The 24,419-nt window shown below is 60.5% G+C and carries 20 protein-coding genes; 12 read left to right on the top strand and 8 right to left on the bottom strand.

Translation table 11 applies throughout. From position 1 onward, the window contains the following. Positions 1-91: 91 nt before the first annotated feature. Together pheA and ADJ95_RS02895 are read right to left on the bottom strand one after the other, a co-directional pair. Positions 92-1,039, bottom strand: a complete 948-nt coding sequence (pheA, locus tag ADJ95_RS02900) for a prephenate dehydratase (protein WP_049332428.1) — start codon at positions 1,037-1,039, stop codon at positions 92-94. Positions 1,040-1,221: 182 nt separating this feature from the next. Continuing rightward, a complete protein-coding gene (locus tag ADJ95_RS02895; RefSeq protein ID WP_049332386.1) occupies positions 1,222-2,127 on the bottom strand; it encodes a spermidine synthase in 906 nt (301 codons plus the stop codon). Between the two features lie 164 nt (positions 2,128-2,291). Here ADJ95_RS02895 and ADJ95_RS02890 point away from each other — a divergent pair, with 164 nt between their 5' ends. Together ADJ95_RS02890 and pta are read left to right on the top strand one after the other, a co-directional pair. Further along, positions 2,292-2,915, top strand: coding sequence for a GNAT family N-acetyltransferase (locus tag ADJ95_RS02890; RefSeq protein WP_049332385.1), 624 nt, complete (start codon positions 2,292-2,294; stop codon positions 2,913-2,915). A 239-nt stretch (positions 2,916-3,154) separates the two neighbouring features. Continuing rightward, on the top strand, positions 3,155-5,245 hold the full coding sequence (gene pta, locus ADJ95_RS02885) for a phosphate acetyltransferase (protein WP_049332384.1): 2,091 nt from the start codon (positions 3,155-3,157) through the stop codon (positions 5,243-5,245). 146 nt (positions 5,246-5,391) lie between these two features. Here pta and ADJ95_RS02880 read toward each other — a convergent pair whose 3' ends face one another. Next, on the bottom strand, positions 5,392-5,832 hold the full coding sequence (locus ADJ95_RS02880; RefSeq protein WP_049332382.1) for a hypothetical protein: 441 nt from the start codon (positions 5,830-5,832) through the stop codon (positions 5,392-5,394). Between the two features lie 428 nt (positions 5,833-6,260). On the opposite strand from ADJ95_RS02880, the gene ADJ95_RS02875 reads away from it, so the two are divergent. Continuing rightward, positions 6,261-7,250, top strand: coding sequence for an HNH endonuclease (locus ADJ95_RS02875; RefSeq protein ID WP_239662758.1), 990 nt, complete (start codon positions 6,261-6,263; stop codon positions 7,248-7,250). A gap of 90 nt (positions 7,251-7,340) precedes the next feature. On the opposite strand, the gene dcm is transcribed toward ADJ95_RS02875, so the two are convergent. Beyond that, the gene (gene dcm, locus ADJ95_RS02870) at positions 7,341-8,660 is read right to left on the bottom strand and encodes a DNA (cytosine-5-)-methyltransferase (RefSeq protein ID WP_049332378.1); all 1,320 of its coding nucleotides are present in this window, start codon (positions 8,658-8,660) and stop codon (positions 7,341-7,343) included. Between the two features lie 195 nt (positions 8,661-8,855). On the opposite strand from dcm, the gene ADJ95_RS02865 reads away from it, so the two are divergent. From ADJ95_RS02865 to ADJ95_RS02835, 7 genes are all read left to right on the top strand, one after another. After that, complete coding sequence (locus tag ADJ95_RS02865) at positions 8,856-10,367, top strand: Sau3AI family type II restriction endonuclease (RefSeq protein WP_049332376.1); 1,512 nt, start codon at positions 8,856-8,858, stop codon at positions 10,365-10,367. Positions 10,368-10,762: 395 nt separating this feature from the next. Beyond that, complete coding sequence (locus ADJ95_RS02860) at positions 10,763-11,491, top strand: DUF6318 family protein (protein WP_049332375.1); 729 nt, start codon at positions 10,763-10,765, stop codon at positions 11,489-11,491. Between the two features lie 369 nt (positions 11,492-11,860). Then, positions 11,861-12,670, top strand: a complete 810-nt coding sequence (locus ADJ95_RS02855; protein ID WP_152691692.1) for a hypothetical protein — start codon at positions 11,861-11,863, stop codon at positions 12,668-12,670. Positions 12,671-13,023: 353 nt separating this feature from the next. Beyond that, complete coding sequence (locus ADJ95_RS02850; protein ID WP_049332374.1) at positions 13,024-13,449, top strand: metal-sensitive transcriptional regulator; 426 nt, start codon at positions 13,024-13,026, stop codon at positions 13,447-13,449. Between the two features lie 62 nt (positions 13,450-13,511). Next, complete coding sequence (locus ADJ95_RS02845) at positions 13,512-13,727, top strand: heavy-metal-associated domain-containing protein (RefSeq protein WP_049332373.1); 216 nt, start codon at positions 13,512-13,514, stop codon at positions 13,725-13,727. Positions 13,728-13,804: 77 nt separating this feature from the next. After that, complete coding sequence (locus ADJ95_RS02840; protein ID WP_049332371.1) at positions 13,805-14,191, top strand: hypothetical protein; 387 nt, start codon at positions 13,805-13,807, stop codon at positions 14,189-14,191. A 192-nt stretch (positions 14,192-14,383) separates the two neighbouring features. Beyond that, positions 14,384-16,879: a heavy metal translocating P-type ATPase gene (locus ADJ95_RS02835; protein WP_049332424.1), complete on the top strand. Its 2,496-nt coding sequence runs from the start codon at positions 14,384-14,386 to the stop codon at positions 16,877-16,879. A gap of 195 nt (positions 16,880-17,074) precedes the next feature. Here the strand turns inward: ADJ95_RS02835 and ADJ95_RS02830 are convergent, their stop codons facing one another. The 3 genes from ADJ95_RS02830 to ADJ95_RS02820 all read right to left on the bottom strand — a co-directional run bounded on the left by ADJ95_RS02830 (position 17,075) and on the right by ADJ95_RS02820 (position 19,888). Continuing rightward, the gene (locus ADJ95_RS02830) at positions 17,075-17,731 is read right to left on the bottom strand and encodes an NAD(P)H-dependent oxidoreductase (RefSeq protein WP_049332370.1); all 657 of its coding nucleotides are present in this window, start codon (positions 17,729-17,731) and stop codon (positions 17,075-17,077) included. Between the two features lie 217 nt (positions 17,732-17,948). Beyond that, positions 17,949-19,409: an MATE family efflux transporter gene (locus ADJ95_RS02825; RefSeq protein WP_049332368.1), complete on the bottom strand. Its 1,461-nt coding sequence runs from the start codon at positions 19,407-19,409 to the stop codon at positions 17,949-17,951. Positions 19,410-19,495: 86 nt separating this feature from the next. Beyond that, the gene (locus ADJ95_RS02820) at positions 19,496-19,888 is read right to left on the bottom strand and encodes an RNA-binding S4 domain-containing protein (protein WP_049332365.1); all 393 of its coding nucleotides are present in this window, start codon (positions 19,886-19,888) and stop codon (positions 19,496-19,498) included. A 281-nt stretch (positions 19,889-20,169) separates the two neighbouring features. Here ADJ95_RS02820 and ADJ95_RS02815 point away from each other — a divergent pair, with 281 nt between their 5' ends. Both ADJ95_RS02815 and ADJ95_RS02810 read left to right on the top strand, forming a co-directional pair. After that, complete coding sequence (locus ADJ95_RS02815; protein ID WP_049332363.1) at positions 20,170-20,997, top strand: hypothetical protein; 828 nt, start codon at positions 20,170-20,172, stop codon at positions 20,995-20,997. A gap of 294 nt (positions 20,998-21,291) precedes the next feature. Then, positions 21,292-22,452, top strand: coding sequence for a sucrase ferredoxin (locus ADJ95_RS02810; RefSeq protein ID WP_049332362.1), 1,161 nt, complete (start codon positions 21,292-21,294; stop codon positions 22,450-22,452). Between the two features lie 79 nt (positions 22,453-22,531). Here ADJ95_RS02810 and ADJ95_RS02805 read toward each other — a convergent pair whose 3' ends face one another. Further along, entirely contained in the window at positions 22,532-24,241 is a 1,710-nt protein-coding gene (locus ADJ95_RS02805; RefSeq protein ID WP_049332358.1) for an NAD-dependent succinate-semialdehyde dehydrogenase, read from the bottom strand. Positions 24,242-24,419 lie beyond the last annotated feature (178 nt).

Genomic DNA, 24,419 nt, shown 5'->3' with positions numbered 1-24,419 from the left:
CGGGGTTTGCGCTGGTGGGGCGCGGGTAGGTGCGGGGGTGTCTAGCGGCGGCCGGCTGGTGGTGCCGCCGGTGATGTTGTAAGTGGTGCCGCTAGCGGCGCTGCAGCTGTGCGGGGCGGCCGTTCGGGAAGAGCGACTCGACCCATTCGTGCGCGGAGTCGAAGGAGCCGTCGGAGTGGATGCTGTCGACTTCGGTGTTTTCGTGGTCGGCGCGCGGGTAGGAGCCGAGGAATTTCAGCGTCGGGGAGACGCGGTGCAGACCGCGCAGGGCGTCGCGCATGCGTGCCTCGTAGATGTGGCCGTCGGCGTCGATGCTGAACGAGTAGGAACCCATGCCTTCGCCGGTGGGGCGCGATTCGATGCGGGAGAGGTTCACGCCGCGCACCGAGAACTGTTCGAGCAGTTCGAGCAGGGCGCCGGCGCGGTTGGCGGGCAGCGGCACGGTCAGGGTGGTCTTGTCGGAGCCGGTCGGTTCGGGGATGTCGGCGGTGCGGGAGAGCAGCACGAAGCGGGTTACGGCGTTCTTGTTGTCGCCGATGTTGTCCTGCAGTACGTGCAGTTCCGGGTGGTAGTTCAGCAGCGCCGGGGAGCAGATTGCCGCATCGTAGGTGCAGCCCTCTTCGAGCAGGCCGACAGCCGCCGCCGCGGTGGAGGAGCCGGGCAGGTAGGCGGCGGTGGGTACGTTCTCCTGCGCCCAGCCGCGCACCTGCGCCCAGGCGTGCGAGTGGGTGGAGATGGTCTTGACGTCTTCGATGCTGATGGGCTTCGCGGCGACCAGCACGAAGCGGATCGGCACGAGCACCTCGCGGATAATGCGTACACCCTCGCTGGCTGCGATAGCGTCCAGGGTGGCGCTCACGCCTCCCTCCACGGAGTTTTCGATGGGCACCATGGCGGCGTCCGCCTCGCCCGCGTTCAGGCGTGCGAGCGCGTCGGGCACGCTGGTGGCGGGGATGCGTTCGGCGTCGGATGCGCCGGGGACGCTCAGCAGGGCGGATTCAGTGAAGGTGCCGGAGGGGCCCAGATAGGTGTATCGCATGGTCACCATGGTATCGGGTTGGGGTCGGTGGCGGTGGGGTTTCGCCCGTGCCGTATATATCTCGGAATGGCTTCGGTCATGGGTTGGCGATTTTAGGGGTGGGTTAGTGACGTTGGGGATGGTTAAGAACCACCCCCAACGTCACTAACCTATCCCCGCAGGAACTAACCTATCCCCGAAATCTAACCCGCGAACTGGCGCACCCGCGCGGTGTCCCAGTACTGGGCGGGCACGCCTCCACCCATGAGCTCACGGGCGATAGCGGCAGCCTGCACGGAACCGGCCTCCGGCAGGGGCGCGTGGGAGCCGGCAATAATGACGTTGCCGCGGCGGCGACCCTTCAACATGGCCGAATCCGCCACGATGCACACGTACTCGAACACCTCGAGCAGGGCAGCGGCCTCGGCGCGGGCACCGGTCAGCGCCGGCCCGTCACCGCAGTTCAGGATGTACAGGCCACCGGGTGCCAGCGACTCGGCGACGGTGCGGGTGAACTCGACGGTGGTGAGCGCCTCGGGGGTGGTGTCCCCGGCGAATACGTCACGAATCAGCACGTCGCGGGAAGCCGGGGCAAACGTGGAGGTGACGGCGCCCGCCTCGCCCACGCGAATCTTCACGCGCGGCGCCTTGGGGATGTCGAACCAGGCGCGCACATACTCGGCGAGCTTGGCATCCAGCTCGACGACCGTGTTGCGGCTGGTCGGGTACAGGTCGGCGAAATAGCGCGCCATGGAACACGCGCCGCCGCCCAGGTGGGTGATGCGCAGCTTCGCGGCGTCCAGGTGCTCCTCCACGTGCGAGGAGACAACCGCGGCAATCCAGCGCATGTACTCAAAATCCAGCTGGCGGGGTTCGCCCACGATTACGTGGGAGGACTGCACGCCGTTGATGAGCAGCAGCCAGCCGTCGGCGTGGTAGCCGTCGGGGACGAGCTCCGCCTCACCCGTGGAGATGGGGTACACGCCAGCGGCGGCACCCTGCACGGGGGTGTTCTCGGCCTCGCCAGCCCGGTTCTTCTGGTTCTTCTGCGCCTTCTGGGTTTTCTGCGCCTTCTGGGATTTCTTCGGTGCCCTGCTCTTTTTCGCCATACCCTCTAGCCTAGCCGACGACCCGCCCCCGGTCAGCGCCGCACCTAATCGGGGGCGGGCCGCCCGACGGCGCTCGCATCCCGGGGTGCCGCTCCCGCACGCCTCTAGCGTACGCACCCGTGGCAAACCGCCTCCACAGGGGCCGACTGAGTAGACTAGAACCCATGGGATTTGTATGTCAGGGCCGCTACGCGCTCGCACCAATTGAACCGACCGACGCCGAAAAATACGTCAACCTGCAGCTGGACTGCATGGAGCAAACCTACGACCCGATCTACTTCGACACGCTCGGGGAAAGCTTCACCGCTCGTCACCGCGCCGAACGCAACGAATACCTCGAAGACTTCCACCGCCACATCTCCTCCCCCACCGTGCGCGGCTTCTTCGCCTATGAGGTGCCCGGCTGGACCCCCGACGGCGGGCTCTCCTGCTCCATCGGCACCCGCATCGACTGGGATAAGCCGGTCGGCCTGGCGCTCTCCCTGTGTGAGCCCTCCTCCTGGGAACTCGAACGTGCCGACAACCTCCCCGAACTGCCTGCAGGCACCCGTAAACTCGTGCACCTGTACACCCTCAACCACATGCACGGCACCGGGCTCGGTCAGGCACTCTACGAATCCGTCATCTACCCGGACGAAAACTCCTACCTGTGGGTCATGGCCGAAAACGAACGGGCGCTCTCTTTTTACGAGCGCCTCGGCTACCAGCGCAACAGCATCGAATTTGAGGCACGCGGCATCTGGGCGCCCGGCCACAGCGTGCGGTACGCGCGCATCCTCAACCCGTAAAACCCGTAAACGGGCGGGCCAGACGGCTAGTCCAGCAGCTGCGGGCACCGCGAGGCACGCGGCGGCCCCGCCCGGGACGCCGTGCGACACATCGCACCCTGAACGCTGTTAGGCACCACACCCGCAAAGTCTTAACATAGAAAGTGACCTACGCTCGACGCACACCGCACAGACACAGGGAACCCCTGCGCACGCGCGGTACCGGCGCCGAACGCCACCCCACCGAAGGAAAGTAGAATATGACCACCGGTCTTTACCTCTCCGCTACGTCCCCGAACTCGGGCAAGTCCCTGATTGCCCTGGGCCTGGCAGACTCCCTGATTAAGCGCGCGGACCGCGTCGGCTTCTTCCGCCCCGTCTTCGACGGCGCAACCATCGCTGACGACCCCGTAGCACGCCTGATTCGCGAGCACTTCAACCTCTCCGAGGAGCAGGTCGGCGGCGCCGTCTCCATGAACGACGCACTCGCACTCATCGCTGAGGGCGACACCGAAGAGATTTCCTCCCGCGCGGTATCCGCCTACGAGAAGGTCGCAGCCAACAGCGACGTCGTGATTGTTGACGGCGCCTACCTGCCCGCCAACGCACTCGCAGTCGAATTCGACCTGAACGTCCAGATTGCACGCGACCTGGGCCTGCCCGTCGTCGCCATCGTCGGTGCGCAGGAAGCCACCGTCGAAGAGGCAGTCACCGCCGTTGACGTGGCCCGCACCGAGCTGACCGCATCCAAGGCTGACCTGCTCGCCGTCATCGTCAACCGTGCAGAGCCCACCCTGCGCGAGGACATCGAGAAGTCCGTCAAGCGCGGCGAGGCAAACCTGCCCGTCTACGTGCTGCCCGAGATTTCCGAGCTGACCGCTCCGACCGTCGGTGAGGTTGCCGAGGCCCTCAAGCTCGACACCGCCGGCGTGAAGGCTGAGGACCTCAGCCGCGATATTCACGGCATCAAGGTCGCCGCCATGACCGTCTCCAACTTCCTGGGCCAGTTCGTCGACGGCGACTTCGTGATTGTCCCCGGCGACCGTGCAGACATCGTGGCCGCAACCCTGGCCTCCGCACTGGCACCGTCCTTCCCCGCTCCCTCGGGCGTGCTGCTCACCGGCGGCCTGGACGACGTTTCCGGCCAGCACACCGCCGTGGGCGAGCTCATCAAGAACGCACCCTTCCCGGTGCTGTCCACCGAGCACGACACCTTCAAGTCCGCACGCGCCGTCTCCCGCGTGCACGGCTCCCTCGAGAGCGGTCACCAGCGCAAGCTGGCCGCCGCCCTGGGTGGCTGGGACGAGCACGTCAACAAGGACGAGCTGCTGTCCCGCCTGTCCATCGAGCGCCCGGCTTCCATGACCCCGCTGCGCTTCCTGCACAACCTCATCGAGACCGCACGCGCAAACCGCCGCTCCGTGGTCCTGCCCGAGGGTTACGACGTGCGTATCCTGCGTGCATCCGAAATCATTGCACGCCGCGACTTCTGCGACCTGATCCTGCTCGGCAACCCCGCCAAGATTGCAGAGATTTGCCAGGCTGAGGGCATTGAGCTGCCCAGCTCGATCCGCATCATCGACATCGAGAACAACGAGTACTCCGAGGACTTCGCAGCAACCTACGCCGAGCTGCGTGCACACAAGGGTGTCACCATCGAGGCTGCTCGCGAGCGCATGACCGACCCCTCGTACTTCGGTACCATGCTCGTCTACAAGGGCATCGCCGACGGCATGGTTTCCGGTGCAGTGAACACCACCGCGAACACCATCCGCCCCTCGCTCGAGTTCATCAAGACCCGCCCCGGCACCAAGATCGTCTCCTCCGTCTTCCTGATGCTGATGGAAGACCGCGTTCTGGTCTACGGCGACTGCGCAGTGAACCCGAACCCCAACGCAGAGCAGCTGGCCGACATTGCGAAGGCATCCGCAGAGACTGCACGCCAGTTCGGTGTGGAGCCGAAGGTTGCTATGCTGTCCTACTCGACCGGTACCTCCGGCGCTGGCGCAGACGTGGACGTTGTGCGTGAGGCAACCGAGATCGTGCGCGCATCGAACCCCGACTTCGCGGTTGAAGGCCCGATCCAGTACGACGCTGCTTCGAACATGTCTATTGCGTCGACCAAGCTGCCCGGCAGCGAGGTTGCTGGTCAGGCTACCGTGTTCGTCTTCCCCGACCTGAACACCGGTAACAACACCTACAAGGCTGTTCAGCAGTCTTCGGGTGCTGCCGCTGTGGGCCCGGTTCTGCAGGGTCTGCGTAAGCCCGTGAACGACCTGTCGCGCGGTACCACCGTTGAGGACATCATCAACACCGTTGCGATCACCGCAATTCAGGCACAGAGCCTGTAAGGTGCAGCGGCGCTGTAGCGTGAAGGCTGCGGCGTTCCGTTGATATAGAAATCTCCCGCACTGGGGGGCATGCCGTGAAGGTGTGCTCCACCCGGTGCGGGAGATTTTTTGTAATTACAGGGATTTCTTTTGGTGCAACTCCCCGGTTAGACCTTGCGGGTACGGCGCTCGAGGCGCACATAGTTGATTACGCCAAGAACAGCCAGACTCACCGCGACCAGCACCGGGTCGAGGGCGGGCGGGAAGAGCCAGGTGAGCCCCGCCTCCACGGTGTAGGCGATGAGGCGGCAGACAAGGTAGGCACACGCCGCCACGAAGAGGGCGTAGGCGACGATGATGCCGACCGGACGGGGCTCGTAGCCTTCTCGCCGGGCGCGCAGAGCGGCACCCAGGGCGTTACCCAGGTACAGGGCGAGAGCACCGACGACGAGCGCGGCGGTGAGGGCACCGTCAAGGAGCGTGCGCGGGGTCAGCGGTGCGGTGCCCACCTCAGCGAAGAGGTTGAGGATGCGCACCGCGGCGTAGGCGTAGCAGAAGATGACTGCCGCGCGGATGGTGAGGGGTAGGTTGGTCCAGAAGGTTTTCATGCGGCCCCTTTCGAGGAGGAGGGCGGGCTTCTGTCTGAGTGTTACCCCAAGAATACCTAAAAACACCGGAGTGTGATGCGAATCAATAGCATTGTGACTGGTGAATGTTACTTATGCGGGGTGCTGTTTTTATTGCGCCAAGTTTAATCGCCGAGAAGCCACATGTGTTTCGAAAAGCAACATGTTACGTGGCTTCTCGAAACACATGTGGCTTTTCGAGGAAGATGCGGGGCAGGATTTTTGTAATTACAGGATCCCGCCGCCCACAACCCCTACCCCGTGAGCCGGTGACCACCCAGGCAGCAACAAACCGCCCGGGCTGCTAGGCTGCTTCTATGGACAACAACTCAACGCCCTCACTGCCGGACCTCGTTCTCCCGTCCGTGGTGACTACCCTCAGCCTCCCGAGCAAACACGCTTCAACTGACATGCGGCTCCCACAGGCATGGCTGCTACGCTCCGTTCCCGACGAAGAGAACCGAAGCGCCGCCAGCGGCAAAGTCTACGATGACGCCCTGGAGTTCCGCTACGTTTACGACTCGAGGGTGCCCAACGGACAAGACATCCGAGAAGGAGATTTCGTACTGATTCGAGATAATTCGATTCTTCTTGGGAGTGCAGTTATTCGCAAGATTGAGGTCACGGATGAGAACAAAATCCTGACTGTCTGCCCCCGATGCGGTAACAGCCGTATGACTCTCAGGTCTGACGGATTGTGGCGATGCGATGGACGTTGCCTGCGTCCCGATGGTCTGAAACCCCTTCAACGACTACACAAGAATCCACCCCAAGAGGCAAAGAGGGTTCAACGGTTCGTCGCCTACTACGGCGATACCTGGACTGAGCTGATTGGCGCAGCAGATAAGGACTCATTCAAGAATCTGAGCGTTCCGGGCAAGTACAACACTCAGAACAGCATTGTTGCCCTCGATACCGCGAAAGTCCTTGAGTGGCTTGAAAGCCTGAACACTTCGGGTATTCACCTGCTTCCTCTGGGGGATGCCCACGGGGTACCTGTGAATCCTCGTGGCGGTTTTACGATGCGCACCGTCAGGGCTCGTAAAGGTCAGCCGCAGTTCCGCCAGGAGCTGTTGAACCGCTTCGGAAACATGTGTGCGTTTACGGGTGCTTGCCACACGGCGGCGCTGGATGCGGCGCACCTGTACAGCTATGCGCGCGAGGGCGAGCACCGTGTGGATGAGGGTCTGCTTCTGCGCAAGGATCTGCATAAGCTTTTTGATAGTGAGCTGGTGGGTGTGAGTTCTTCGCGGACTCTTCTTCTGCATCCCGGCTTGGGGAATACGCAGTATCAGTCGTTGGCGGGTGCTCGTCTGAAGGTTGAGTTGCCTAACCGGGCTCTTGAGTTGTTGGATGAGCACCGCTCGGGCTTGAACTGGCTTGAGGAGGCGCTAGTCTAGGTCTGCTCTGGTTTAGGCCGTCGGGCATGCAAAAGGAGGTGCAGTAGCTTTTGGGCTACTGCACCTCCTGTGCGTTTTACTGGTTATGTCTTATTGGTTGTGTCGGCGGGCGATAGCCTTACCGATTTCGTGCGGAATACCCACCACAAGAGCATTACCCATGCAGAAGGCACGGTTACCGTCGCTCATGCCGGTGTCAGTCCAGCCGCGGGGGAATCCCTGCAGCTGATCCAGCTCATCGGGCACAAGACGGCGGTACGCACCAGAATCGCCAATCACAACATGCTTGAAGCGGGAGGCACCCGAGCCTCCTTCGCCGGTCAGGATAGTACGCGCCGGGCGGTCGAGCGGGTCAGGGAAAGACATTGAGCCTTCGGTGTAGAAGTATTCAAAGCCACTTGCCTTATTGATGCGCTTTTCCTTCTTCGCACCCTTGAGGTACTCCCAAGAAGGCACCTTGTCAGGAGCAATAAAGAACTGTTCCGGCACCTCAGAGTCGGGAAGAACGACGTTACCGAGCGTCTTAAATTCGCCGCGGTAGTCGGGCTCTACCTTGCTGGTGAGCACGGTGCCGTTCTGCATAACACCGGCAATCTGGAAGGGCGAGGTCTTAGCGCCAATTCCGAAGTGTTCCGTCTCGTAGTAGGGGTCATCGGAGATGGTGAACTCATCGGCCTCATTGAGCTCTTCGAAGACGGAGAGAAGACCCTCAGATTCTGCAGTTTTGACCGGGAACGCTTCTGCCAAAACACCGGTGTGGGTGATGCGGCGCGACAAATCCCATTCGGGGGCGTTGTGTTCGGCGTAAATGTAGACGCGCTTACGCTTCTGCGGGTAGCCGTACTCTGCCGCGTTGATAACGCGCCATTCGACGCTGTAGCCGAGCGCGTAGAAGCAGGAGAGCATAATGGCGAAGTCGCGGCCTCGCTGCTTAGCGGGCGACTTCAGCAGGCGGTCAACGTTCTCCAGAACAACGTATTTGGGGGTTTTGAGTTCGAGCGCGCGGTGAATATCCCACCAGAGCACGCCCTTCTTACCTTCAATGCCGTGCGACTGCGAAAGCGGCTTGGTAACCGAGTAATCCTGGCAGGGGAAGCCACCGCAGAGCAGGTCAGCGTCGGGAATTTCGTAGAGGCCCGCCTCGACGTCATCAAGTACGGCGTGAATGTCACGGTTTTCGAGGTTTGCTTCTTCACCGAAACGTTCCTGGTAGCAGCGGGCCGCAAACTGACGGCCAACCGTTCCCGGGGGCTCCCACTGGTTCGCCCAGACAGTCGTGAAGGGGCCTGCGGAGGGCAGGGTCATGCCGTTGGCGTTATAGCCTTCAAATCCTAAGCGGAAGCCACCTACACCGGCGAAAAGCTCGATAACTCGGATAGGCTGGCTACTGCTGGTGGTTTTCTGATCCATGAGTCAGTAGTCCTTATAGTCCTCTGTAAATATATTCGAATACTAATACTATAGCATAGAATAGTTGTTCAGATCAAGCGGGTTATGCAAGAATCCGTGACGATCCAAAGAGCGCAGCAGTCGTATCTGACGTAGCATGAAACAAGAACACAGCATGATTATCGGCAATATCAATCAAGCAGAGGAGCAAAGACAGTGGAGCTATTCAACTATGATGACTCAGATATCGAGAGCATCTACAAATATGCTCAAAAAGTAGTAGGAGTGGAGTTTGTCGATATCCTCAAGGCCTTCCAGGAATCCCCCTACAAGACTTATCAGGACTACATCAATCAAACCCCCTCCACCACACCAGACAAAAAAATTAGTAGTGCGTCAAAGGGGCAGTACGGGACATATATTGAAAAATATTATTTTGGCATACCCACCAACAGCTCAACCGAACCCGACTTTAACAAGGTAGGAGTCGAACTTAAAGTTACCCCCTTCAAAGTAAATAAAGATGAAAAAATTTCCGCCAAAGAACGCTTGGTCCTTGGAAATATTAATTATATGAATGAAAACCTAGATGATTTTTACAAATCTCATGCATGGAAGAAAGGAGGGGCCATCCTCCTCCTTCCTTACCATTTCATCAAAAACCAAGATATTCTAAAAAATAAAATTGCTAAAGTTCATCTTCTAAAAATCCTTGAAGAGGACTTGCCAACAATTATTAGCGATTACCAGAAAATTGCACAAAAAATTAAAGAAGGGCGTGCCCATGAGCTCTCCGAAAGGGACGGCATGTACCTATCCACCTCACGCAAAGGTGCCGGCAAGGGAAGGGACCTTACCTCTCAGCCTTTTAGTGACACCCCGGCAAACAAAAGAGCCTGGTCTTTCAAACAGAGCTACATAACACGTCTCTACCAGGAGACTATCTTTACTTCCGAGGAACTGGAGAGTATTGCTCAAGCTACCAAGGATACCTCGAAGCCTTTTACTCAGATTCTTGAAGAAAAAATTCTGCAGTATCAAGGTAAAAGCGAGAAAGAACTCTGCAAGGAGTTTGATGTTAAATTTAACGCCAAGGGTCGCAATAACTCTATTGTAACAAAAATGATGCAACTTCTTGACCTCCCTCAGGAAATTGAAAATACCACCGAGTTCAAAAAGGCAAATATGATGATTCGAGCTATTCGAGTTAAGCGAAACAATAGCATTAAAGAAGATGTTTCCTTTAAATCATATTCATTTATTGAACTTGCAAATGAAGATAATGAGGAATGGGAAGATTCTCACGTATATACCGAAATTTTTTCAAAGAAGATTCTGTTCGTAATTTTCCGCGAGAATGAATCCGGTGATTTCTGCCTGGATCAGGTCAAGTTCTGGGGATTCCCCGAATCTCTTGAGCCTGAATTAATGAGGGTACGGCAGGAGACAAAAGATATTATCAACCGAGGTGTTGAGCTCACACCCCGGCCAAACGGCAAGAATGGAGTCAGGGTTTCAACTAATTTCCCTCAGAGCAGGAAGAATAAAATCATTTATACCAAGGTGCACGCCAATAATAGTTATTACGAGATTGAGCCTGGTAAGTTTGTCGGAAGGGGTCGCATCGAGGACACCGATGAGCTTCCCGACGGTCGCCACATCACAAAGCACTCCTTCTGGCTTCCTAAAAGGTTTGTTCGGGAGATTATTGAAGGTCAATGGGACTAATAATCGAATGTAAATAACCGCGGCAGGCGGCCCCGGATGCGTGTGTGTCCGGGGCCGCCTGCTTTTTTAGGTGGATGTTTTCGATAGATCGTGTATTCACCGCGGGTTTTAAACCCGCGGTGAAGGCGCCCTATCGACCAGTCTCAACACGAGAAGCCGCACACACCACCCGGCAGACGAAGACGCTCGAACAACGAACTTTCACCACCAAAAACCTCAAAAGACTGCAAAAGATGGCAAACATCCTGTAAGGTGGTGTCGGGACCCAAAGCGATGCACCGGTGCATCGATAATGCGAGGCACCTAGTCTGGGCGCTTTTGGATACGTTGCTGTACCTAAAGAAAGCTTCTCGACTAGTACATATACACACCATCACCGACGATTGGAGCACCCAATGGGACCTGATTCCGCTTTGACCCGCCGCACCCTGCTGGGCAGCGGCGTGCTTGTGGGCCTGGGAGCCTTGCTTACCGCCTGCGGCCAGCAGGCTTCTAACGAGGCGGCAGCCACCGCATCCGCCGCACCGAGCGAGTCGGCGTCGGCTTCTGCTGCGGCATCTGACGCTACTTCTGCATCGGCTACTCCGAGCCCGGTCATTACCCGCGGTTATTCCGGTGGCTCGAAGGCCCCCGACGGCGAGTACCGTAAGGCTGACGCGTATGGCCCTGCACAGAATGTTCCTCTACCGAAAGCCAAGCCGCAACAGTACCCCGAGACCGAAGAAGGCCTCAGCCGCATGATGGAAGACTGGCTGAATGCCCATAACTACGCTATTCAAACGGGAAATTGTGCGCCAGTCATCCAGTATGTTGAAAAAACTTCTAAAGAATATCCATTTTATGAATATATTGAAGATCTCTACAAGCGTGGTGGTTGGGTTGTGGACGGTCTGGATTCCTATCAAGTTGAGGGCGACCTAATTTATGACGAAAAACAGAAAATCTACCGCATGAAGTTCCGCCGATTCTGGAGCACCGTTATGTATATCGACTCCGATGGAGAAATTACCAAGCGAGCAAATACAGATAAAAATGATGATCTCTTCAACTACTTTTTTAAATATACCGAGGGATATTGGAAAATTATCGGAAGCGGAACAGAAAATAATTTTAAGGATGCATAAACCATGATTAATTCTAAGTGCATGCGCATATTATTTGCATCCATTCTGTCGATATCCCTTCTAAGTATCCAAAATGCATACAGTGAAGAATGTAAAAATTCTAATGGGCACTGTTATAAGACATCTCAAACCCATAAAAATAGGCCAGTAGAACGCGATGGCGATTCAACCAATACAAATAAAGAGGATAATTCCAAGGTCCCCAGTGATAGTTCGAACAATCCCCAGGCTCTTTCAAACGACTACCAGAATTGGGTCAATTGGTTTAATAACAACTACCAATCAATAACCGATGAAACAGGCGCCAAAATGTATGCCCGCAAAACAGCAAACCGCCGCCCCGGCGAGGCTGCGTGCCATGATGAAGCTATGAAACCCGGCGAATACGCCCGCGTCAAAGAAAAGCCAATTGAATCAACTACCAATGGGGACACGGTATTTTGCAAGCCCAACGACACTAAAACCCTCACCCCCACCAACCCCAAAGAAACCCCCAAGGGACCCACTATCGAAGAAATGCTCCAAGAAATCGAAGACCAATTCGCTAACACCAATATCCAGGCCCCCGTACTAAAACAGTCCTACAACCTTGGCTCTGGTCAGGGTAACGACAACCCCAACGTCTACAAGAACCAAGCCGTCAACTTCTACGTCGACGCACCCACCGCACGTTGGGAAGGCGACCTCATGATCGGCCACGTAGAAATAGAATCCTACCCCACCCAAATGACCATCCAATACGGCAACGGCGACGAGGATACTTTCTACACCATGGGCAAGCCGGTTAGCAGGGCACGCGGCGAAGAGTCACGCAAGACCGCCACCAGTTATGTGTACAAACGCTCAGGCAATTTCCACGCCTACGCAACGGTGTCATACTCTGGTCGTTTCCGTGTGAACGGCGGCGATTGGCAGGCGTTGGATGTCGTGTTGACGAAAGATACCGTTGACCCGCTGCTGATGCGTGTGTGGTGGGTTGATGTGGGCCGTGTGGCCGGCTCCTGCGAAGAGGATGACACCCGCTGGGGCTGCCAGAATGACCCGACGATGGGTAAGAAGGATAACCCGAACCCGCGTCTGCGCAAGGCCGATATTCGCACCGGTCAGCGCTGGCACCTGAACGATAATGGCGATGGGGATACGGAGTATTCGCTACACCGCGACTGGCCCGACATGTAAACCAGTTCTAACTCAACACATAAATAACCGCAGCAGGCGGCCCCGGATACGGAAGTGTTCGGGGCCGCCAGCTTTGTGTGCCCAAAAGTTCTGCTGTGGTTTAGTGTCTTTGGTCGTAGTTAAAAGCCATGGTCGAAGACACTAAACCATGGCACAAATTCTGTACGGATTACAGCCCCATAGCGAGAAGCCACATGTGTTTCCAGAAGCCAATTATGATGTGGCTGTTCGAAACACATGTGGCTTCTCGGCGTAACCAGCTCGGCATAAACAGCTCGGCATGAAAATCCTTACCGCGTAACAACTCGTAACAACCCCTTGCGGGATACCCCCCTAGGGTATACACTTAAGCCATGGAAACCACTAGCAACCAGTGCTGCCACAGCACATCCGACCAGGTCAGCACCGCATCCGGCGCCCCCACTGAGGAGCCCACCGAGGCGCACACCGGCGCATGCTGCGGCGGCGAGGCGCCCGAAACCCAGCACGGTTACGCTTCCACCAAAGAGGCGCACCTCAAGCGCCTGCGCCGCATCGAAGGGCAGGTTCGCGGCATCGCCCGCATGGTCGACGAAGATAAGTACTGCATCGACATCCTCACCCAGGTTGCCGCGGTCTCCAAGGCGCTCCACGCTGTCTCCCTGAACCTGCTCGAAGAGCATATCGGCCATTGCGTGACCGGCGCCGCCGTCGAATCCGAACGCACCGGCGACCCGACCATCGCAGAGGCCAAGGTCAAAGAGGCAACCGCCGCCATCTCCCGCCTCATGCGCAGCTAAACGCCCCGCACTAAACATCCGGCGGCCCCAAGTTTTCAACCCATTACCGAAAGGAAATCATCATGAGCACCACCACCGTTAAGGCAACCGGCCTGACCTGCAACCACTGCGCTATGAGCGTCAGCGAAGAGGTCAGCGAAGTTCCCGGCGTGACCGGCGTGACCGTGGACGTCGTCAAGGACGGCGTCTCCACCGTGACCATTGAGCACGAGGGCACCCTCAACACCCAGGCTGTCGCGGACGCTATCGTGGAGGCTGGCTACACCCCCGCCGTCTAATCGACCGCCACACAACACAGCCCCGGGACAACTCAAACCGGTACGCTAGACATAGCAACCCACACCCAGGAGTCACCATGGCATACCCGGCTAACTACATCGCAATGGTCGTCGGCGCGGTTCGCACCCTCGTCGGCGTCGATAACATGCACCTGCGCGACGCGATTGCCCGCGTCGCCCGGCAGATGAGCCTGGACCCCGCCCTGGTCGATTCCTGGGTCAAGCAGAGCCCCGAATATACGGCGCGTGAGGATGCGCCCGGTGCCGCACGACGTGGCGGCACGAGCGCGAATAAGCGTTCCGCCGAGCACGAGCAAGGTCTGAAGGCTCGCGAGAAGGCGAACGCTTCGCCGTTCCCGCGGGCCGCTGTGAAACGCGCGTACGGCGTCTCCGATCGAGGCGCGAAGGTGACCGGTATTCGCCCGCACACGACCCGCCCGGATGGGCTGCCCGGCGACCACTAAGCCGCGGCAGCATTACTCGCGCCGCCACTTTCACAGCCTCGCGGTTTTCACCCTCACGCGCTCTCGACGGCGCACCCTAAACATTGCGCCAAACACCGCCGGGGCGGGGTCCTTCGGGGCCCCTCCCCCGGCTTGGTGTACCTTTTTTCTACCCTCTGTTTTTATTTTTGAGGAAGTATTGTGTCTTCTACACTGCCTTCAACAAGCACCCGCGAGACCTCATCACAGAGTGAGCGCTCTCTTTTTAATCCTGCCGGAACGACCGCAAAATCAACGGAGTCAACCCGAATTATCCACGTGGACATTCAGGGCATGACCTGTGCATCCTGCGTGGGCCGCGTGGAGCGTAAGCTCCGCAAAATCCCCGGTGTTGACCCGGCGGTGAACCTGCCGCTGGAGTCCGCGCGCGTCATCGTACCCGAGGGCGTGAGCGACGAGCAGATTGTTGAGACCATCAACAACGCCGGCTACAAGGCGCACCTCAAAAACGGCCCGCGCGTGGGCGCCGCGACTGATGCGAGCGCATCCGACGGCGGCGGTCAGCACACCACCCCGAGCATGAAGGGCGGCTTCACCGACCGCATTATCTACGCGACGATTCTGGGTGTGCCCATCTTCCTGATTTCCATGTTCCCGGCGTTCCAGTTCCCGAACTGGGGCTGGGTCGTGGCGATTCTGACCGCGCCGGTCGCGTTCTGGTGCGCCGCGCCGTTCCACCGCGCCGCGCTCATCAATGCCCGTCACGGCTCCTCCACGATGGATACGCTCGTGTCCCTCGGCGTGGTCGTGGCGTACTTCTATTCGCTGGCGCAGCTGCTCATGAACCCGGCACTGACGGCGCACGTGCACCATGCGGGCGGCAGCTTCTGGTCGATGTTTACCGGCCACCATGCGCCGCTGTACTTCGATTCGGCGTCCATGGTGACGCTGTTCCTGCTGATTGGCCGCGCAATTGAGCACCGCACCCGCCACCGCTCCTCGGATGCGCTGCGCACCCTGCTGAGCATGGGCGCGAAGGAGGCGACCCTGCTGCGCACCGATAAGCAGGGCGTGACCAAGCAGGTGCAGGTTCCGGTGGAGGACCTCATGCCGGATGACCTGTTCCTGGTGCGCCCGGGCGAGAAGATTGCCACGGACGGCGTGGTGGTCGAGGGTACCTCCGCGGTGGATGCGTCCCTGCTGACCGGCGAGTCTGTGCCGGTTGAGGTGCATCCGGGCGATACGGTTACGGGTGCCACGGTGAACACTTCGGGTTCGTTGACGGTGCGCGCCACCCGCGTGGGCACCGAGACGACCCTGGCGAAGATGGGTGAGCTGGTGGCCAGCGCCCAGGAGACGAAGGCTCCTATTGCTCGCTTGGCAGATCGTGTTTCTGCCGTGTTCGTGCCGGTGATTTTGACGATTTCGGCGCTGACCCTGGTCGGTTGGTGGCTGATTTCCGGTGACGGTGCGGCGGCGTTCAACGCAGCGGTGTCGGTGCTGGTGGTGGCGTGCCCGTGCGCCCTGGGTTTGGCGACCCCGACGGCTCTGCTGGCGGGTACGGGTCGCGGCTGGCAGCTGGGCATTTTGATTCGTAATGCGCAGGTACTGGAGGCGACGAGCACGGTTGATCGCGTGGTACTGGATAAGACCGGTACCGTGACGACCGGCGAGATGTCCGTGGCGTTCTACGGCACGTTTGGCGACTACGAGTCGGCGGGTGACTTGTCCGGTATTTCGCCGGATTCTGCAGATTCCAAGAGCGAACGTTCCCTGTCTGTTTTGCGTGATGCCGCCGCCGTGGAGGCGCTGAGCGAGCACCCGATTGCCCGCGCGATTGCCGGTTTTGCCCGTGAGCAGGGCGTGCTGGCTGAGGGCGCTTCAGCACCCAGCGTGAGCGGCTTTGAGGGTGTCCCCGGAGGCGTGCGCGGCGTGCTGAGCGGCGCGGGTGAAGGCGCCGAGAGCGGCGCCCCCCAGCTGGTTGTGGTGGGTACTCCCGAGTACCTGCAGGCGGCGGGTGCGCAGCTGAGCGAGGGCCAGTTGGCGCTGCTGGATCAGGCTCGCCGGGCGGGTCTGACGACCGTGGTCGTCGCCCGCGGCGAGGCTCCGAACGGTGAAGCCCCGAACAGCACCCCCGACCCGCAGCCGGTCGGCATGATTTCGGTTGCCGATACCCCCAAGCCGGAGGCTGCAGAGACCATGGCGCAGCTGCGCGAGCTCGGTCTGGAGCCCATCCTGCTCACCGGCGACGCCCCGCAGGTTGCGCAGGCGGTTGCCTCGCAGGTCGGCATTTCGGCAGATAACGTGTACGCCGGCGTGACCCCCGAGGGTAAGTCGCAGGTGGTCCGCCAGTTGCAGAAGGCCGGTCACCGCGTGGCGATGGTTGGCGACGGCGTGAATGACGCCCCGGCGCTGGCTCTGGCCGAGCTGGGCATCGCGATGGGTTCGGGCACGGACGTTGCCGCGGAGGCCGCCGATATCGTGCTGACCCGCTCGGATGTCGCCTCGGTGGTCACGGCGCTGCGCCTCTCCCGGGCTACGCTGCGCACCATCAAGTCGAACCTGTTCTGGGCGTTCGCCTACAATTCGGTGGCTGTTCCGGTCGCCGTGGCGGGCCTGCTGAACCCGATGATTGCGGGTGCGGCTATGGCGTTTAGTTCGGTGTTTGTGGTGCTGAATTCTATGCGTCTGACGGCGTTTAGGAAGTAGTAAAACATAACGCGAAATTGTCCGAACATTAGCTATTGAAATAGCCTGAACGAAAATTTCAAAAGCGCATCTTACCGTGCTTTCGCGCGGTAAAGATATAAAGAAATGCACCGCCTGTGTAAGGGCGGTGCATTTCTTTATATTCAGTTTTCACGGGCGGCGGCTTGAACATCTCGCCGACAGCCCGGCAGAACCTTACGCCCAGGTGACCAGGTCCTCGATGGAGCGGCGGCTCTTCGGGGCAATCTCGCGGGCACGGTAACCGAAGGTCACAGCCACGGACACGCCGTACTCCTCCGGGTCGAACAGGCCGGCAGAAGTGAGCAGCTCGTTCACTGCCTCGTAGTTCATACCCTCAATGGGGCAGGAGTCGATGCCGAGCATTGCGGCGCCGGTCATCATGTTGCCCAGGGCGATGTAGGTCTGCTTGGATGCCCAGTCGAAGAGCGCGCGGTCGCTTTCCAGGACCTTCATGTCGTTCTTCTGGAAGTTACCGTAGCGTTCGAGTGCGGCCTCCATCTGCTCCTCGGTGAGGTTGCGGCTTTCGAGGGTGCGGCGCATCCACGGGGTGTCGTAGCGCAGGCCCTTCTTCGCCAGCAGAACAACCAGGTGGCTTGCGTCGTCGAGGGCGCCCGCCATGCCCCAGGCGATCGGCTTGAGCTTTTCGCGCAGTTCGGGGTCCTGGATGACCAGGAACTTCCACGGCTCGGTGCCGACGGAGCTGGGCGACAGGCGCGCAAATTCGAGGATTGCGGCAAAGTCTTCGTCGCTGATGCGGCGGTCGGGGTCGTAGGCGCGGGTTGCGCGGCGGCGGGCGAAAATTTCGAGGGCTTCTTCGCGGGTTACGGTCACGGTTTCATCCTTTGCATGAGGGTTTCAATATCCTGTCATGCTACACCTGCGGAGGGTGCCGGCGGTACGAAATGTGGCGAGTTACGCCCGCAGGAAATACTCCGCGAGAGCGTGAAGTACCGCCACAAAATGCCCAGTCCAGCCGCCCCGGCGCACACCAAAGTTCCCCGGAGAAGCACCTCCAGAGCCCCCTACAAGTCCCTCTGCGAAGCCCCTACTAGGCACCGGCTTTCATCCACACATCCGAGCGGGCGCGGCGACCGAAAATGACCGCGCGGATTCCCTGGAAGTACAGAATATACGCCGCCCACAAGCCGCAATACCCGGCGAGCGCATCCATGGTGCCGGCACCGACTACCCAGTGCAGGCCGAGCATGACGGGCACGTACATGACGAGCATGATGAAGCAGCCGATTGCCAGGTATTTCACGTCCTGCGCGCCCATGAGGATGCCGTCCAGGGTGAACACGTAGGCGGCGATGGGCTGGCCGAGGGCAATGATAACGGTGGCGATGGTGAAGAGGAACGCCACCTGCGCATCCTTAGTGAACAGCCAGGAGCCGAAGAAGCCGATGAGAGGGCAGATTAGGCCGGTGATAACGCCGTAGATGAGGCTCATGCGCAGCAGCCGGTTTTTCAGCTGGCGCACCTTCACGCGCTCGGATTCTACGTTCAGGTCGCGTTCGCCGAGTTCCTTGCCGAGTAGCGCCTGGGCGGCGATGGCGAGGGAGTCCAGGGCGTAGAGGAAGAGGTTAAATACGCCCATACCGAGCTGGTAGGCGGCGGTGTGTTCGGTGCCGAATCGTGCCACGACGAACACGGTCAGCAGGGAGGCGATGCGCATGGACAGGGTGCGCAGCATGAGCCAGGAGCCGAGCGAGAGCACCGAACGCATGCCGGCGACGTCGGGTGCCCAGCGGACGGCGTGCTCGCGGGTGCCGCGCATCATGACCACACCGAGCGCGGCAGCCATGCCCCACTGGGTGAGGGAGGTGCCGGTCGCCGAACCGGCGACACCCCAGCCGACCGGGTAGATGAGCAACCAGTTCAGCACAATGTTGACGAGCGTGCCGACCGTGGCGACTTTGAGCGGGGTGACGGTGTCTTGCAGTCCGCGGAGCGTGCCGACCTGCGCGAGGATAATCATCATCGGCGGAATACCCCACAGCGAGTGGTGCAGGTAGTCGAGGGCGTAGCTCATGGTTTCGTCGGTCGCGCCGAGGCCGCGCAGCAGCGGGTCTGCGAAGGCGTATCCGGCGATCATGAGGAGCATGCCGAGGCCGAAGGCGACCCACACGCCGTCCACACCGATCTGCCAGGCGCGGCGCAGGTTCTTCTCGCCGAAGGCGCGCGCCACGGCGGGCGTGACGGAGTAGGCGAGGAAGTTCATGAGGCCCACGACCGTGGTGACGAGCGTGGCGGCGATGCTCATGCCGGCGAGTTCTGCCTTGCCGAGTTGGCCGATGAGGGCGGAGTCGGTGAGCACGAAGATGGGTTCGGCGATGAGCGCGCCGAAGGCGGGTACGGCGAGCGCGAGGATGCGTCGGTTCAGCGAAGGCTCGGCGGTGTTGGTACCGGCATTGGTGCTGGGGCTCGCGGCGGTATTCGCGGCATTTTTAGCGGGCGCGCCGGGTTCGGTGCCGCTGGGTTCAGCAATAGGGTGCTTCTGTGTGCTCATCCTTCTAGGCTACTCTCCGCCGCGGCGGCGGGTGCCTGCGCGCGGGGCGGGGTGCACTCTGCGAGATAGGCGCGCGAGATGCGCGGTTAGGCGCCTCGGCCGCGTAGTTCGTCGAGGGCGCGGCGTTCCTTCTTGGTGGGGCGGCCGCTGCCTCGTTCGCGTTTGGCGACCGGGGGCATGGAGAGGTAGGCGGGGCGCGGGCCGGAAAGGTCTTCGTAGCAGGTGACGGCGATGGGGGCGCCTACGCGTTTGACGAGGAGTTTTTCAACTTTGAAGACGCGTTCCCAGCCGGGGTAGCGCACGCGCACCACGTCGCCTTTTTTGAGTTTTTGGGAGGGTTTGGCGGGGGCGTCGTTGACGCGCACGTGGCCGCCTTTACATTCGTCGGCGGCGAGGGAACGGGTTTTAAAGATGCGCACCGACCAGAGCCAGAGGTCGAGCCTGGCGCTGGTTAGTGTGTTGGTGTCTTCTGCGGTCATGTGTTCATTGTGGCGCGAGGCGGGCGGGGCACCAAATCAGGTGCGCCCACCTATCCTGCGCAATCTCACCGGGCAAATCCGCAACCGACACCGAACCCGCCACGCGGCAGAAAATTTTCTATTGCACGCACCAGCCTATTGGGGGCAAACTAGCCTCCACTAGGGGTATTGTTAAGTCACCTTCTCAAGAAGTGTTCTCAAGGCCACATCGTTCGCGTGGTCTACGGGGGGGGTTGTGGCCGCGACGCCACGGGCTCCCCGTAACAGATTGGATATACACCATGTCAGCTTTGAAAAAGCTTATGGCGGCTGCCCTCATCAGCACTGTGCTGTCCTCTTGCTCCTTCGGCCCTTCTCTGGAGAAGGACGAAAGTGCCCGCGCGATTTTCGACGTAGAAAATGACCAGGTGATCCTACCCCTGGACGCATACGACACCACCGGCAAGGACGAATACTTCACCAAAGCCCTTGAGCTCGCCCGCAAAAAGTGCTTTGCCGAACACGGGCAACACTACAAGATGTTTGTCCGCACCGAGGGGGCCGGCAGGAACTTCGGCAGGACCTACGGAATCTGGAACGTTGAGTACGCCCAAAAGTACGGCCTCCACAAGAGCGACGACTCGAATACGCTGGATCTGTCCTCCCCTGCGCCCTCATCCGACCCTGGCCCGGATGTCAGTACCGAATGCTATCAGCGCGCCAGCGAAGAGATGGCAAAAATCGGAGAGATACCATTCGGCTCCGCCACGTATAGGCGTTTGGAAACCGACGCTCGAAACGCCGCAGGGGATAGGCAGCTCAAAAAATCTCTCGACGACGAATGGAAGCGATGCGTCAAGGATAAGGGTCTCACCCCCGATAGTGAGATGACCGTCAAGGAAGAAAAGAATATTCGTCAGAGCACCACCCCCTCAGAAGAGGAAATTCGAATCGCCACTATCCAGGCGCAGTGCAATCAGGATGTAGGCCGTTCACAGAAGCTCTACGACCTGGAGGCGCAGTACCAGAAGCCGCTCGTCGCCAAGAACCAGGCTGCCTTGGAGAATGAACTTAAAGAATTCAAACGCCGGGACGAGCAGTTCAAACAGTACGTCCTCGACAACCAGTAACAGCGAATAGCAGCCGGTAATAGTCGGTATGCCGAAAGGGTGTGTGCCGTGTTCACTGAACACGGCACACACCCTTCTTACGTTGCACCGGCTATATTGTGCCGGCTACGTTGTACCGGCGGTCTAACCCGAGGCGCTTATGCCTCCACCGGTGCGGGGCGGTGCGCTTCTTCCTGAGTAGTTGACCGCCCGATAACCCCTAAAAATCACCCTTATACGGTTGTCTTTCAGCATTTAGACCGTGCAGGGGCAACATAGATCATTCACATCCCGCAGGCGTAGAATCAAGGAACCATGACTGAATCCTGCACCCCCGCAACCCCCGAGCCGCGCGCCACCAACCCCGCCGAGCTAAACAACCTGCGTGCCGCACACGCCGATGAGCTATCCTCACGCACCCGCGCCACGAGCATCCCGGCGGACTCCTGCTCCCTCTACGACGACGAGGCTCTCGGCGGCACCGCCGGACGCGCCACCGCCTGGCTGGCACTCGAACACGTGGGCCAGTGGGGCCGCGACGTGCTGGACGGCTCCGCCCTCGGCGAGGAGCTTTCGGAGGCGTTGGGCGAGGCAGTCTCACAGGCGGGTTTGAAGTTCCTGCTGATCCGCCAGGCGGGCAGGGCGGGGCGTGTACTGCACGGCGCGCTGGATGCATCCGGCAACCCGACCCACCGGGTACTCTACGCGCTCTGCACCCCGGGCGAGGAGAAGCTCTACTCGTTCAGCGTGAGCACCCCCGAGCAGCTGCTCGACCTGCCCCTGGACAACCCGGAGGCGTTGATTCAGGCGACCGACGCGGAGCTCATGGACTCCCCCGCCATTCTCGTGTGCACTCATTCCAAGCGCGACCGCTGCTGTGCCCTGCGCGGTCGCCCCATTGCGGCGCACCTGGCGGATATCCTGCCGGGTAATGCGGTCTGGGAGTGCTCGCATACGGGTGGCCACCGCTTTGCCCCAGTCGGCATTATGCTACCCACCGGCTACACCTACGGTCGCCTGTCGGAGCCTTCGGCGCTGGCGGCGTACCTGTCGCTGGCGGGTCGTTCCATTCCGTCACTGCACGGTCTGCGAGGCCGCAGCACGGATACTCCGGTGGAGCAGGCGGCGGAGGTTGCCGTACGCCTCGAACTAGAGAAAAAGGGCGAAGAAGTAACCTCTGGAGGTTTGGTTTCACGTGAAACATCGGGGCGGGAGGCATTCATTGCGCTCTGCGAGGCGGGCGTCGATGTGAACGTCGAGACAAGCACTGAATTCTCCCCTGAATTTTTTGCGGCGTTCTCGCCTAAAGATTTCTCCGAACACCCCACCATGGAGGCGGCGCTCACCTCCCACACCGACGGACGCACCTGGGTCGCCTTCTTCGGGCGGGTCACCCTTGAGCCGCGCCCCAACTCCTGCGGCAAGGGTCCCGCAGATGCTTTCAGCCGCGAACTGCTCGCATTGCACCAGCTCTAAAACCCGCGCATGACTTAGATAGCGCGAAGCCCCGGCGGGCACCTTCTCGGGTACCCTCCGGGGCTTCGCTGTATCAGGCTTACCCGGCGAACGGGTTCGGCGCGCCGATGTACTGCAGCTCGGTGTACTCTTCCAGGCCCTCCGGGCCGCCCTCGCGGCCCATGCCGGACTGCTTCACACCGCCGAAGGGTGCCGCCGCATTCGAGATGACGCCGGAGTTGTAACCGATCAGGCCGAACTCCAGGCCCGCCGCCATGCGCGTAAAGCGCGGATGGTTGCTCGTGTACACGTACGCCGCCAGGCCGTACTCGGTGTCGTTGGCGAGCTTCAGCGCGGTGCGTTCGCCTTCCTCGCCGTAGCCGCCGAACGTTGCAATCGGGGCGACGGGGCCGAAGATTTCTTCACGCCACACGCGCATCGAATCGGTCACGCCGGTCAGCACGGTGGGGTTGATGAAGTTGCCCTTGTTGAGGTTCTTGGGCATGCCGCCGGTATCGCTCGGAACGTTCTCCTCAAGCTCGGGAATGTCTCCACCGCAGGCGAGGAGCGCGCCCTTGCCCAGGGCGTCTTCGACCATAAAAAGCATGGATTCAACCGCTGAAGGTTGAATTAGCGGCCCACATTCGGTTCCGTCGACGGTTCCGTCACCCACGACGGTCGCCTCCATGCGTTCCACGAAAGCGCGGGTGAACTCTTCGGCAATGTCCTCGTGCACGATGAATCGGTTGGCGGCGGTGCAGGCCTCGCCCATATTCCTCATCTTCGCCGCGTAAGCGCCCTCCACGGCGGCGGGGATGTCCGCATCCTCAAAGACGATGAACGGTGCGTTGCCGCCCAGCTCCATGGAGGTGCGCAGAACGTTCTGCGAGGCCTGCGCGAGCAAGGTGCGGCCCACGGCGGTGGAGCCGGTGAACGAGACCTTCCGCAGGCGCTCATCAGCCATCAGCGCGGAGACAACCTCGCTGGTGCGGGAGGTGGTCACCACGTTCAGCACGCCGTCCGGCAGGCCCGCCTCACGCATCAGGGACGCGAAGTACAGGGAGCTAAGCGGGGTCAGGGAGGCGGGCTTGAGCACCGCGGTACAACCCGCCGCGAGCGCCGGGGCGACCTTGCGTGCCGCCATGGCGAGCGGGAAGTTCCAGGGGGTAATCAGCAGGCAGGGGCCGACGGGGCGGCGTACGGTGGTGATCTGCAGCCCGGATTCGGGGGCGACGGCGGTGCGGCCGAAGTTGCGGGCAGCTTCTTCGGCGTACCAGCGCAGGTAGTTTGCCGCGTAGGCGACCTCGCCGCGGGACTGGTCGAGGGGCTTGCCCATTTCGAGGGTCATGAGCCGGGCGATGACTTCGGTGCGCTGCGTCATGAGCGTGTAGGCGCGGTTGAGGATGTCGGCGCGTTCGCGGGGGCTGGTTGCCGCCCATGAGGTGCGGGCGTCGCAGGCGGCGTCGAGTGCTTCGATGCCCTGTTCGACGCTGGCGTCGGCGACGTGCGCGAGGATTTGGTCGCAGGAGGGGTTGTGCACGGGGAAGGAGCCGTTGTCGCCGGTGACCCAGCTGCCGCCGATGAGCAGGTCGGTGGGCACGTAGAAGAAGGGGTAGGAGGGCCGCTCGTAGGGGTCGATGGGTTCGCGTTGCGGCATGTTGATGCTTTGCTTGTGCGGTTCGGTGCGGCCTCGCAGCTGGGCTGATTTCGCGGCGGGCTTTTCGGAAGTGGGGCTCTCTGGTGCCGTGTTTGCGACGGGCTTTTCGGAAGTAGCGCTCTCGGCGGCGGAGTTTTCGGGCGAGGTGGTCATGGCGTGCCTTTCGGGTTGGGGCGGCCGGTGCGGTCGACTCTGACGCTTTTAATTCTAGTCCCGCGCTTCTCCCCTACCCCGCGGCCCGCTACTCGCCCCAAAACGCGCACGGGGTGCCCTCGCGCGCCGCCGATGCCCCTCTCCCCCACTCGACCAACCCGCCCGAGCACGCCGAAGG

This window comes from Rothia mucilaginosa, from assembly GCF_001061665.1.
GTDB classification, from domain to species: domain Bacteria; phylum Actinomycetota; class Actinomycetes; order Actinomycetales; family Micrococcaceae; genus Rothia; species Rothia mucilaginosa_A.
This window is presented reverse-complemented; position numbering and strand designations above follow the sequence as displayed.

Excerpts from the sequence above, each read along its gene's own strand:
- dcm (WP_049332378.1), bottom strand. The coding sequence starts at position 8,660 with ATGGATCAGAAAACCACCAGCAGTAGCCAGCCTATCCGAGTTATCGAG.
- ADJ95_RS02895 (WP_049332386.1), bottom strand. The coding sequence starts at position 2,127 with ATGGCGAAAAAGAGCAGGGCACCGAAGAAATCCCAGAAGGCGCAGAAA.
- ADJ95_RS02850 (WP_049332374.1), top strand. The coding sequence starts at position 13,024 with ATGGAAACCACTAGCAACCAGTGCTGCCACAGCACATCCGACCAGGTC.
- ADJ95_RS02810 (WP_049332362.1), top strand. The coding sequence starts at position 21,292 with ATGACTGAATCCTGCACCCCCGCAACCCCCGAGCCGCGCGCCACCAAC.
- ADJ95_RS02855 (WP_152691692.1), top strand. The coding sequence starts at position 11,861 with ATGAAACCCGGCGAATACGCCCGCGTCAAAGAAAAGCCAATTGAATCA.
- ADJ95_RS02890 (WP_049332385.1), top strand. The coding sequence starts at position 2,292 with ATGGGATTTGTATGTCAGGGCCGCTACGCGCTCGCACCAATTGAACCG.
- ADJ95_RS02820 (WP_049332365.1), bottom strand. The coding sequence starts at position 19,888 with ATGACCGCAGAAGACACCAACACACTAACCAGCGCCAGGCTCGACCTC.
- ADJ95_RS02845 (WP_049332373.1), top strand. The coding sequence starts at position 13,512 with ATGAGCACCACCACCGTTAAGGCAACCGGCCTGACCTGCAACCACTGC.
- ADJ95_RS02880 (WP_049332382.1), bottom strand. The coding sequence starts at position 5,832 with ATGAAAACCTTCTGGACCAACCTACCCCTCACCATCCGCGCGGCAGTC.
- ADJ95_RS02825 (WP_049332368.1), bottom strand. The coding sequence starts at position 19,409 with ATGAGCACACAGAAGCACCCTATTGCTGAACCCAGCGGCACCGAACCC.
- pheA (WP_049332428.1), bottom strand. The coding sequence starts at position 1,039 with ATGCGATACACCTATCTGGGCCCCTCCGGCACCTTCACTGAATCCGCC.
- ADJ95_RS02840 (WP_049332371.1), top strand. The coding sequence starts at position 13,805 with ATGGCATACCCGGCTAACTACATCGCAATGGTCGTCGGCGCGGTTCGC.
- ADJ95_RS02860 (WP_049332375.1), top strand. The coding sequence starts at position 10,763 with ATGGGACCTGATTCCGCTTTGACCCGCCGCACCCTGCTGGGCAGCGGC.
- ADJ95_RS02805 (WP_049332358.1), bottom strand. The coding sequence starts at position 24,241 with ATGACCACCTCGCCCGAAAACTCCGCCGCCGAGAGCGCTACTTCCGAA.
- ADJ95_RS02815 (WP_049332363.1), top strand. The coding sequence starts at position 20,170 with ATGTCAGCTTTGAAAAAGCTTATGGCGGCTGCCCTCATCAGCACTGTG.
- ADJ95_RS02875 (WP_239662758.1), top strand. The coding sequence starts at position 6,261 with ATGCGGCTCCCACAGGCATGGCTGCTACGCTCCGTTCCCGACGAAGAG.
- pta (WP_049332384.1), top strand. The coding sequence starts at position 3,155 with ATGACCACCGGTCTTTACCTCTCCGCTACGTCCCCGAACTCGGGCAAG.